At 69.5% G+C, this 7,836-nt stretch carries 7 protein-coding genes; 2 read left to right on the top strand and 5 right to left on the bottom strand.

Features of this window, described 5'->3' with window-relative positions; all coding sequences use genetic code 11:
- The first annotated feature begins 154 nt into the window (after positions 1-154).
- On the top strand, positions 155-973 hold the full coding sequence (tpiA, locus tag A5728_RS00315; protein ID WP_064845166.1) for a triose-phosphate isomerase: 819 nt from the start codon (positions 155-157) through the stop codon (positions 971-973).
- Between the two features lie 57 nt (positions 974-1,030).
- On the top strand, positions 1,031-1,285 hold the full coding sequence (gene secG, locus A5728_RS00320) for a preprotein translocase subunit SecG (protein ID WP_035962057.1): 255 nt from the start codon (positions 1,031-1,033) through the stop codon (positions 1,283-1,285).
- A gap of 199 nt (positions 1,286-1,484) precedes the next feature.
- Here secG and pgl read toward each other — a convergent pair whose 3' ends face one another.
- The 5 genes from pgl to tal form a co-directional block, all read right to left on the bottom strand.
- Positions 1,485-2,291 carry a 6-phosphogluconolactonase gene (gene pgl / locus A5728_RS00325; protein ID WP_064845167.1) on the bottom strand — a complete coding sequence of 269 codons (807 nt, stop codon included), beginning with the start codon at positions 2,289-2,291 and terminating at the stop codon, positions 1,485-1,487.
- Positions 2,284-3,306: a glucose-6-phosphate dehydrogenase assembly protein OpcA gene (locus A5728_RS00330; RefSeq protein ID WP_064845168.1), complete on the bottom strand. Its 1,023-nt coding sequence runs from the start codon at positions 3,304-3,306 to the stop codon at positions 2,284-2,286. Before A5728_RS00330 ends, pgl begins: the two co-directional genes overlap by 8 nt.
- Positions 3,303-4,841 carry a glucose-6-phosphate dehydrogenase gene (gene zwf / locus A5728_RS00335; RefSeq protein WP_064845169.1) on the bottom strand — a complete coding sequence of 513 codons (1,539 nt, stop codon included), beginning with the start codon at positions 4,839-4,841 and terminating at the stop codon, positions 3,303-3,305. Before zwf ends, A5728_RS00330 begins: the two co-directional genes overlap by 4 nt.
- 33 nt (positions 4,842-4,874) lie before the next feature.
- Positions 4,875-6,479: a glucose-6-phosphate isomerase gene (locus tag A5728_RS00340; protein WP_064845170.1), complete on the bottom strand. Its 1,605-nt coding sequence runs from the start codon at positions 6,477-6,479 to the stop codon at positions 4,875-4,877.
- 120 nt (positions 6,480-6,599) lie between these two features.
- The gene (tal, locus tag A5728_RS00345; RefSeq protein ID WP_035962046.1) at positions 6,600-7,706 is read right to left on the bottom strand and encodes a transaldolase; all 1,107 of its coding nucleotides are present in this window, start codon (positions 7,704-7,706) and stop codon (positions 6,600-6,602) included.
- Between the last annotated feature and the right edge of the window lie 130 nt (positions 7,707-7,836).

A 7,836-nucleotide genomic window follows, 5' to 3' on the forward strand; every position in this document is an offset into this window, starting at 1 on the left:
GCTCACGTGCGTGGGGGGGGGGGGGGGGGGGGGGGGGGGGGGGGGGGGGGGGCGCCCCCCCCCCCCGCGGGGGGGGGGGGGGGGCCCGCCCCCGCCCCCCCCCCGCGCCCGCCCCCGTCCACAGCCACGCCGCACGACCGAAGGAGATCCAACCATGACCACCCAGACCAACGGTGTCTTCGACCGCACGCCCCTGATCGCGGGCAACTGGAAGATGAACATGGACCACACGCAGGGCATCGCCCTGCTGCAGAAGCTCGCGTGGACACTCAAGGACGCCAAGCACGACTTCTCCCGCGTGGAGGTCGCGGTGTTTCCCCCGTTCACCGACCTGCGCTCCGTGCAGTCCCTCGTGGACGGCGACGGACTGCAAATCGTCTACGGCGCCCAGGACCTCTCCGACCAGGACTCCGGGGCATACACGGGAGACATCTCGGGACAGTTCCTGGCCAAGCTTGGGTGCCGTTACGCGCTCGTGGGGCACTCCGAACGGCGGAGTATCCACGCCGAATCCGATGAGCAGTGCCGCGACAAGGTCCGCGCCGCGATCCGTCACGGCTTGACCCCCATGCTGTGCATCGGCGAGGGTCTCGAGCAGCGCCAGGCCGGCGAGCACGTGCAGTACACGCTCGAGCAGTTGCGCGGGAGCCTCGCGGAGCTCAACGCCGGCGAACTCAAGGGCCTCGTGGTGGCCTACGAACCGGTGTGGGCCATCGGCACGGGGGAGGTGGCCGGACCCGAGGACGCCCAGGAGATGGCCCACGCGATCCGCGCGGAACTCGAGTCGCTGTACGGCGAGGACTTCGCGAAGGCCACGCGGGTGCTCTACGGCGGTTCGGTGAAGTCCTCGAACGTCGCGAACATCCTCGGGGGAGCGGACGTGGACGGGGCCTTGGTGGGCGGTGCCAGTCTGGACGCGGAGGAATTTGCTAAGATTACCCGGTTCGAGCAGCACCTGGTCACCGACCAGTGATCCCCTCCGATCGTTGACGGTTGACCCGCCCCCGAGATTCGTGAATCGAGGCTATTCGTGGAGATCCTCCAGATCGCCCTCCAGGTGATCATCGTGGTCACCGGCATCCTGTGCATCATGTTCGTCCTGCTCAACAAGGGCAAGGGCGGCGGTCTGTCGGACATGTTCGGTGGCGGGATGACCCAGTCGCTGAACACCTCCGGCGCCGCGCAGAAGAACGTGGTGCGGATCACCACCGTTCTGGCGATCGTGTGGGTCCTGGCCATCGTGAGCTACGGCCTGCTGATGCGCTTCAGCGGCCCGGGGGTCTGAGAGCCGCCGCACGCGCACCGGCTGATCCGGTCGCCACGACTCGGCACAGCACAAGAACTCGGCACAGCAGAAGAACTCAGTAGAGCAGACGACGTCGGCCCGGACCGTGAAGGTCCGGGCCGACGTCGTCGTCTCCGGGGTGCGGTGTCGTCCCGTACGTGCCGGGTGACGGGCCGGGCCCGGGGGCGGGATCATGGGCTCAGCCCGCGGTCCCGCCCGGGGCCGGGTCGGGGTCCTCGGGCATGCCCGGGAGGGCGTCCTCCGTGACGAGCCACAGGGTCTCCCGGGTCCCGCGTACCGCGCTGGCCGGGGCCTCGGTCGCGGTGATCTCCGGCCGTCGGATCGTGGCGAGGGCCTCGGCTTTCGCAGCACCGGCGACCAGCAACCAGACCCGCTGCGCGGAATTGATCGCTGGTAGGGACATGGTGACGCGGGTGGGCGGCGGTTTGGGGGAGTCCTCGACCGCGAACACCGGGGCGTCCGTGCGCAGGACGTCCTCGCGGCCCGGGAACAGGGACGCCACGTGGGTGTCCGGGCCCAGGCTCAGCAGGGCCAGATCGAAGACCGGCAGGCCCGTGTCGGATCCCTCGTTCTCGGCCGCCGCGGCGAGTTCCTCGGCGTAGTCCTCGGCCGCGGCATCGGCCGACGCGATCTCGTCCGAGCCCGCCACGGGGTGCACGCGGTCCCACGTCAGCTCGTGGGTCTCGTCCCACGCGTCCGCGGCCTGGACACCGTTGCGTTCGCCGTCCGCACCGGGCAGGAACCGCTCGTCCGACCACCACACGTTCACGCGCGACCAGTCGATCACGGCGGCGTCCGGGTGGCCGGCCAGCTCACCGATCACGCGGGTCCCCATGCTCCCGCCGGTCAGCACGAGGGTGGCCTCCCCGCGTTCGTCCTGGGCGTGCTCGAGCACCTCGAGGACGCGCCCGGCGGTGTCCCAGGCAAGGCGTTCGTCACCCTCGTGCGGGACGAGTCGCGGTTCCGGGCGGGACGGCTCACTCATCGCCGGCTCCCTCGGCCGGTGCGGAAGCCGAGGCATCGTGGCCCTGCACCGTGGTGTTCTCGGAAGGCTCCGCGGCCTCCTCACCGACGGTGCGGGTCGTGATCCGGGCACTCGCGAGCCCCGAGGTGATGACCTCGCCGTAGACCTCGTCCGCGTCCAACCGTCGCAGTTCCTCCGCGAGGCACGCGTTGAGATCCCGCACGGGCATGGCGATCTGCTGATCCGGCTGACCCGGCTGGGAGAGCACGGCCACGGTGCGGCCGGGGCGGTGCAGCTGCACCGATCCGTCGTCGGTGACCAGGCACACGCGGTCGAGACCTCGCCGGGTGTCGTCGGTGATGATGGTCGCCGGGGCATCGAGCTTGCTGGACAGCCACACCCCCAACAGCACCATGGACGGGGCCACCGTGGAGCCCTCGAGCACGATCTCGCGCACCTTCACGGGCCCCACCTGGTCCAGGACCGCAGCGAGCTGGATGCGCCAGTTGGTGATCCGCGTCCAGGACAGGTCCGTGTCCCCGGGGCGGTACTGCTGGGACAGTTGTGCCAGGGACTCGAAGGGTGCGGGCGCACGCGAGGAGTCGGTGATCCTGCGGTGGGCGATGCACCCGATCGAGCTCGTGCTGGGATTCTCGGGGAAGTCGTGCGGCCACCACGCCACGATGGGTGCGTCCGGCAGCAACAGCGCGGAGACCAGGGTCTCAGTGGGTTCGGCGAGCTCGCCGTAGCCGTGCAGCAGGATCACCTCGGACGCGCCGGCGTCCCCGCCCACGCGCAATTGCGCGTCCAAGCGGGTCTCGTCGGTGCGGGAGTGCGCTACGTGCACGATGATCCGGCACGGGTGCTCGTGACTCGCATAGTTCGCGGCCTCGACCGCGACCTCCGAGTGACCGGCCTGCGCCAGGACCACGAGCGTCAGCACGCGGCCCAGCGTCACCACGCCGTTCTCGTCCCGCAACTGATTGAGTTTCTTCTCAATCTTCGCCGCGGTGGTGTTCTCCATCTGAACGATCACGGTCGCCTCCAAACTCGCCCGTCACGGGCCATCAACTCGTGCGCCGAGTCCGGTCCCCACGAACCCGGTGCGTACGGCTCGGGCATGACGCGCTGCTCGGCCCAGTGCTCCTCGAACGGGTCCAGGATCTTCCAGGACAGCTCCACCTCGGAGTGGTCCGGGAACAGCGGGGGCTCGCCCAGCAGGACGTCGAAGATCAACCGCTCGTAGGCCTCGGGGCTCGACTCCGTGAACGCGTGGCCGTAACCGAAGTCCATGGTCACGTCCCGGATCTCGGACTGGGTGCCCGGGACCTTGGAGCCGAAGCGGATGGTCACGCCCTCGTCCGGTTGGATCCGGATCACGATCGCGTTCTGACCGAACTCGTCGTTGTCCATGTCCCGGAACAGCAGGTTGGGCGACTTCTTGAACGCCACCGCGATCTCGGTGACCCGCCGGCCCAGCCGCTTCCCCGCGCGCAGGTAGAACGGCACGCCCGCCCAGCGGCGGTTGTTGATGTCCACGCGCAGTGCGGCGAAGGTCTCCGTACGGGAATCCGCGGGGATGTCCTTCTCCTCGTGGAAGCCCTTGACGTAGTCCCCGCCCTGCAGCCCGGACGTGTACTGGCCCAGCGCGGAATGCTTCCCGAGGTCCTCGGGCAGCACCACGGATTCGAGTACCTTGGCCTTCTCGCGGCGCAGGTTGTGCGCCGTGAAGGACGCGGGTTCCTCCATGGCGGTGAACGCGAGCAACTGCAGCAAGTGGTTCTGGATCACGTCCCGGGCCGCGCCCACGCCGTCGTAGTAGCCGGCGCGCGAACCGATCCCGATCTCCTCGGCCATGGTGATCTGCACGTGGTCCACGTAGCGGGCGTCCCACAAGGGCTCGAACATCTGGTTCGCGAAGCGCAGCGCCAGGATGTTCTGCACCGTCTCCTTGCCCAGGTAGTGGTCGATGCGGAACACGCTGTCCGCGCGGAACACGCGTTCCACGATCGCGTTGAGCTCCCGTGCGGATTCAAGGTCGTGCCCAAAGGGCTTCTCGATGACCACGCGTCGCCAGCCCGTGCTGTCCTCGCTGTCGGCGAGGTCGTGGTCCGCGAGCTGTTGGCACACCACCTCGAACGTCTTGGGCGGAATCGAGAGGTAGAACGCGTGGTTGCCGCGGGTGCCCCGGTCCCGGTCGAGCTCGTCGAGGGTCTGCGCGAGCCGGTGGTACGCGTCGTCGTCGTCGAACTCGCCGTGGACGAAACGCAGACCCGAGGCGAACTGGTTCCAGAGGTCCTCGTTGTAGGGCGTGCGCGCGTGCTCGGCGACGTGTTCCTTGACGTACTCGGCGAACTGGGCGTCGTCCCAGTCCCGCCGGCCGAACCCCACGAGGGAGAAGGCCGGCGGGAGCAGGCTACGGTTGGCCAGGTCGTACATGGCCGGCAGCAGCTTCTTCTTGGCGAGGTCACCCGTGACGCCGAACAACACGAGGGCCGACGGCGCGGCGACCCGGGTCAGGCGCCGGTCGCGGGGATCGCGTAGCGGGTTGCAGTTCTTGTTGTCAGGCACGCGTGTTCCTGTTCGTTAGCGGTTGGTGGCGGGTCACAGCTCCGATGCCACCCTGAGCAGCTGTGCGACACCCTCGGCCCGGTCCGTGAGCCGCAGCCGCACGACAGGACGGTGGTGATCGCTCAGCACACCAGCGTCGCCGTCGGCCTGCGCGCCGATGAGCTCACCGAACGTGAACGGGATCCCGGGGATGTCCACGTCAGTGCCCGTGGCCGCAGTGATCTGCAGGTAGACACCCTGCTCGGGGCCGCCCTTGTGGTACTGACCCGTGGAGTGCAGGAACCGGGGTCCCCAGCCGAAGGTCACGGGACGGCCCGTGTGCCGTGCGAGCAGATCGCGGATCGACTCGAGCTGCGCCCACTCGAGACGGTCGAAGTACGCCTGCACGCTCACGTAGCCGTTCTCGGGCAGCTGGGCGAGCAGTGCGGCGAGTGCCTCGGGCACGGTCGTGGCACCGTCGAGCAGCTGTTCACTGCCACGGATCTCGATCGCGCCGTCCGTGGCGGCGGCGGGGGAGGGCTCGGGCTTGGCGGCCAGCAGCTCGCGGGTGGCCGCCTTGGCGGATTCCACGTCCGGCTGGTTGAACGGGTCGATGCGCAGCAACTGTCCCACCACCGCGATCGCGACCTCGAACGCCATCATGAGCCCGGCCAGCGAACCGGCCACGCGCACGCCCTCGCTCTGCTCCTCCGTGACGGCCTCGTCGTCCACGAGCGAGACCACCAGGACGTCGGGGGCGCCCGACGTCACTTCGGGAGCGGCGTCGTTCACGACCACGGGCAGCACACCGGTTCCGGACTTGCCCGTGGACTCGGCGATCAGCTGCTCGGCCCAGTCCGCGAAGCCCACGAATGGTGCGCCCTGGTTCACGAGCACGATCTTGTCGCGCAGCGGGGACGTCCCGCCCAGGGCGGCGCCGAGCTGCAGACCGATGTTGTTCTTGTCGTCCTCGCGCAGCATCTCGGTGGCCTCTTCGGCGTCGTCGAGCAGCGCCGCGACGTCCACGCCGGCGAGCCCGGACGGCACGAGGCCGAACGCGGTGAGCGCCGAGAAGCGACCGCCCACGTTCGGGTCCGCGGTGAAGACCTTGCGGTAGCCGGCCTCACGGGACGCGGAGTCCATGGGGGAGCCCGGATCCGTCACGACCACCACGCGCGACGGTGCATCGATGCCCGCGCGCTCGAACGCGTTCACGAACACGCGCCGGGCGGAGTCCGTCTCGACGGTGGACCCGGACTTGGAGGAGACCACGAGCGCGGTGTGCTCGAGGTCCTCGAGTGCCTTGGTGACCATCTCCGGGTCGGTGGAGTCCAGCACGAACAGGTCCACCCCCGCGCTGCGCGTGATCACCTCGGGGGCCAGCGACGAGCCGCCCATGCCCGCGAGCACGAAACGGGTCACGCCCTCCCGGGCGAAGTCGTGGCGCAATTGTTCGATCTCGGGCACCAGGGGGCGCGAGACGCGCACGGCGTCGGTCCACCCGAGCCGTATCGCGGCTTCCTCCTGCGCGGCGGAGCCCCACAGCGCGGGGTCCTGGTCGAAGAGTTTGGACGCGAAGTTCTCGGCGACCAGACGCGGGACGTGCGTGTCGATCGCCTCACGCGCGGCGCCGGCCGCCTGCAATGACAATGAGCTCACGGGGAGCCTCCTCGGAACGTGGTTTTCGGACAACGACGCCGCGGCGCGGCTCCGACCCTATGCTCACCGGGCGGGTGCCCGGCGCGGGATCGCAGCCGCGACGCAGTGGCTGGGTTCGGCTCAGCGGGCCTCGTCGAGGGCAGTGCGCACCGTGGCGAGCAGCTCGTCCCAGGACTTGTCGAACTTCTTCAGCCCCTCGGTCTCGAGCTGGTCCACGACCTCCTCGTAGGAAATCCCCTGCTCTGCCACGGCGTTGAGCACGTCCGTGGCCTGTTGGTAGGTCCCCGTCACGGTGTCACCGGTGATCTCGGCGTGGTCGTAGGTCGCGTCCAGGGTCTTCTCCGGCATGGTGTTCACGGTGTTCGGGGCCACGAGTTCGCTCACGTACAGCGTGTCCGGCAGCGACGGGTCCTTGACACCCGTGGACGCCCACAGGGGACGCTGCGGGTTGGCCCCGGCCGCGGCCAGGCGCTTCCAACGCTCGGTCTCGAGCTGCTCCTCGTAGACCTGGTAGGCCAGGCGCGCGTTGGCGAGACCCGCCTTACCCTTCAGGGCCTTAGCCTCGTCCGTGCCCACGGCGTCCAGACGCTTGTCGATCTCGGTGTCCACGCGGGAGACGAAGAAGGACGCAACGGAGTGGATCGTGGAGAGGTCCTTGCCGTTCTCGAGCGCTTCCTCGAGGCCCTGCATGTACGCGTTGATGACCCCGCGGTAGCGGTCCAGCGAAAAGATCAGGGTCACGTTCACTGAGATCCCCTCCGCGATCGTGGCCGCGATCGAGGGCAGGCCCTTCTCGGTGGCGGGGATCTTGATCAGCGCGTTGGGCCGGTCGATGGTCTGCGAGAGCTTCTGGGCCATTGCGGACGTGGCGTCGGCGTCCTGGGCCAGTCGAGGATCCACCTCGATGGACACGCGGCCGTCCACGCCCTGGGTGGCCTGGGCGATGGGGGTGAACAGGTCGCACGCATCGCGCACGTCGTCGGTGGTGATCCGGAACACGGCGTCGTCCACGGAGGTGCCGGCCTTGGCGAGCTCCGCGACCTGTTCGCGGTAGGACTCACCGTCCGCGAGTGCCGCGGCGAAGATCGTGGGGTTGGTGGTCACGCCCACCACGTTCTTGGTGTCGATCAGTTCCTGGAGGTTCCCGCTCGTCAGGCGCTGGCGGGAGAGGTCGTCGAGCCAGATGGAGACGCCGGCGTCGGAGAGTTTCTGGGTGGGAGTCGTCATGATGTCCTCACTTCACGTCGAAGGGTTCTGGGGCGTGGGGGGGGGGGGGGCGCGCGGGGGGGGCGGGGGGGGGGGGGGGGGGGGGGGGGGGGGGGGGGGGGGGGGGGGCGGGGGGGGGGCGGGCGGCGGC

It is taken from the genome of Kocuria sp. ICS0012, assembly GCF_001665945.1.
GTDB lineage: Bacteria > Actinomycetota > Actinomycetes > Actinomycetales > Micrococcaceae > Kocuria > Kocuria marina.